The sequence below is a fragment of the Roseburia sp. AM23-20 genome (assembly GCF_003470905.1).
Taxonomy (GTDB): domain Bacteria; phylum Bacillota; class Clostridia; order Lachnospirales; family Lachnospiraceae; genus Roseburia; species Roseburia rectibacter.
On the sequence record NZ_QRHS01000055.1, the window covers coordinates 906 to 3,881 of the forward strand.

The window sequence follows — 2,976 nt, forward strand, 5'->3', positions numbered from 1 at the left end:
AAACGGTAAAGAAATTTACCAAACGCGTTTTAAAAACGCAAGACCCTGTATTTCAACGCTATGAAATACAGCTAAATAAGAGGTCAAGCAAGAAAGAGCGCAGGGTGGATGCCTTGGCACTAAGAGCCGAAGAAAGACGTGATAAGCTGCGAAAAGCTGCGGGGAGGAGCAAATATCCATTGAGCCGCAGATATCTGAATGGGGAAACCCGGCTGGACGAACTCCAGTCATCCATACGCCAATCCATAACGTATGGAAGGGAACCCGGTGAACTGAAACATCTAAGTAGCCGGAGGAAGAGAAAGAAAAAATCGATTTCCAAAGTAGCGGCGAGCGAAATGGAAAGAGGCCAAACCATGGTGCGTGCACCGTGGGGTTCGGACCGCATAATTGATTCGTTGATCCTAGCAGAAAGGTTTTGGGAAAGCCTGCCAGAGAGGGTGAAAGCCCCGTAAGCGAAAGGAAAGATGACATGGCGGTATCCAGAGTACATCGAGACACGAGAAACCTTGATGGAATGAGCGGGGACCACCCCGTAAGCCTAAATACTCCTTAGTGACCGATAGCGCATAGTACTGTGAAGGAAAGGTGAAAAGGACCCCGGGAGGGGAGTGAAAGAGAACCTGAAACCCTGTGTTTACAAGCTGTGGAACATCTTTATATGATGAACCGCGTACTTTTTGTAGAACGGTCCGGCGAGTTACGCGTGCCGGCAAGGTTAAGCACTTAAGGTGTGGAGCCGAAGAGAAATCGAGTCTGAACAGGGCGTTCAGTCAGCACGCGTAGACCCGAAACCGGGTGATCTACCCATGTCCAGGTTGAAGTTGCCGTAAAAGGCAATGGAGGACCGAACGCACATCCGTTGAAAAGGGTGGCGATGAGGTGTGGGTAGGGGAGAAATTCCAATCGAACCCGGAGATAGCTGGTTCTCCTCGAAATAGCTTTAGGGCTAGCCTCATTTTAGTCTTATGGAGGTAGAGCACTGAATTTCCGCGGGGGCGTCAAAGCTTACCAAAGAATATCAAACTCCGAATGCCATGTAGATGATGAATGGGAGTCAGACTGCACGAGATAAGTTGGGTGGTCAAAAGGGAAAGAGCCCAGACCTACAGCTAAGGTCCCAAAGTGCGTGTTAAGTGGAAAAGGATGTGGGATTTCAAAGACAACCAGGATGTTGGCTCAGAAGCAGCCATACATTCAAAGAGTGCGTAACAGCTCACTGGTCGAGAGGTCCTGCGCCGAAAATGTCCGGGGCTGAAACACGACACCGAAGCTTAGGAATCACATAGTGATTGGTAGAGGAGCATTCTTAAGACCGACGAAGCTGTACCGGAAGGAGCAGTGGAGGGATAAGAAGAGAGAATGCCGGAATGAGTAGCGAGAGGAAGGTGGGAATCCTTCCGGCCGAATATCTAAGGTTTCCAGAGTAAAGCTGATCTGCTCTGGGTAAGTCGGGGCCTAAGGAGAGGTCGAAAGACGTATCCGATGGACAACAGGTTTAGATTCCTGTACCACATATAAACAGAACTGTGGGGACGCATGTGGAAAGCATAAGCCGGGAATGGAAATACCGGTACAAGCGGAAGAGGTGTCAGGCTGGCAAATCCGCCTGATAAGCCAAAGACGTGATGTGTAGCGAAATAAAAGTAGCGAAGTGTGTGAGCCATGTGCCGAGAAAAGCCGCTATTGTTTTATATGTGCCCGTACCGTAAACCGACACAGGTGGATGAGGAGAGAATCCTAAGGCCGACGGAAGAAGCATTGTTAAGGAACTCGGCAAAATGACCCCGTAACTTCGGGAGAAGGGGTGCCCACTTCAGGGTGGGCCGCAGAGAATAGGCTCAAGCAACTGTTTAGCAAAAACACAGGTCTATGCGAAACCGTAAGGTGAAGTATATGGGCTGACGCCTGCCCGGTGCTGGAAGGTTAAGAGGAGAGGTTAGTCGCAAGATGAAGCTTTGAATTTAAGCCCCAGTAAACGGCGGCCGTAACTATAACGGTCCTAAGGTAGCGAAATTCCTTGTCGGGTAAGTTCCGACCCGCACGAAAGGCGTAATGATTTGAGCACTGTCTCGACAATGCATCCGGTGAAATTGAAGTACCAGTGAAGATGCTGGTTACCCGCGCCAGGACGGAAAGACCCCATGGAGCTTTACTCCAGTTTGGTACTGGGATTCGGTACTGCACGTACAGGATAGGTGGGAGACTGAGAACTTGGGACGCCAGTTTCAAGGGAGTCGCTGTTGGGATACCACCCCTGCAGTATTGGGTTTCTAACCAGCCGCTGTGATCCAGCGGTGGGACAATGCCAGGCGGGGAGTTTGACTGGGGCGGTCGCCTCCGAAAGGGTATCGGAGGCGCTCAAAGGTTCCCTCAGAATGGTCGGAAACCATTTGAAGAGTGCAAAGGCAGAAGGGAGCTTGACTGCGACACCGACGGGTGGAGCAGGTACGAAAGTAGGACTTAGTGATCCGGTGGCATAAAGTGGGATTGCCATCGCTCAACGGATAAAAGCTACCCTGGGGATAACAGGCTTATCACTCCCAAGAGTTCACATCGACGGAGTGGTTTGGCACCTCGATGTCGGCTCATCGCATCCTGGGGCTGTAGCAGGTCCCAAGGGTTGGGCTGTTCGCCCATTAAAGCGGTACGCGAGCTGGGTTCAGAACGTCGTGAGACAGTTCGGTCCCTATCCGGCGCGGGCGGAGGATATTTGAGAGGAGCTGTCCTTAGTACGAGAGGACCGGGATGGACGGACCACTGGTGTATCTGCTGTCGACCAACGGCATGGCAGAGTAGCCAAGTCCGGAAGGGATAAACGCTGAAGGCATCTAAGCGTGAAGCCCCCCTCAAGATGAGATATCCCTCACAAAAGTGAGTAAGATCCCTTGAAGAGTACAAGGTAGATAGGGCAGAGGTGGAAGCACGGTAACGTGTGGAGCTGACTGTTACTAATCGATCGAGGGCTTGACCAAA

Annotated in this window: 1 rRNA gene; it reads left to right on the top strand. The window is 51.3% G+C overall.

Features of this window, described 5'->3' with window-relative positions:
* The first annotated feature begins 81 nt into the window (after positions 1-81).
* Positions 82-2,975 (top strand): 23S ribosomal RNA (locus tag DW650_RS19135).
* Position 2,976 lies beyond the last annotated feature (1 nt).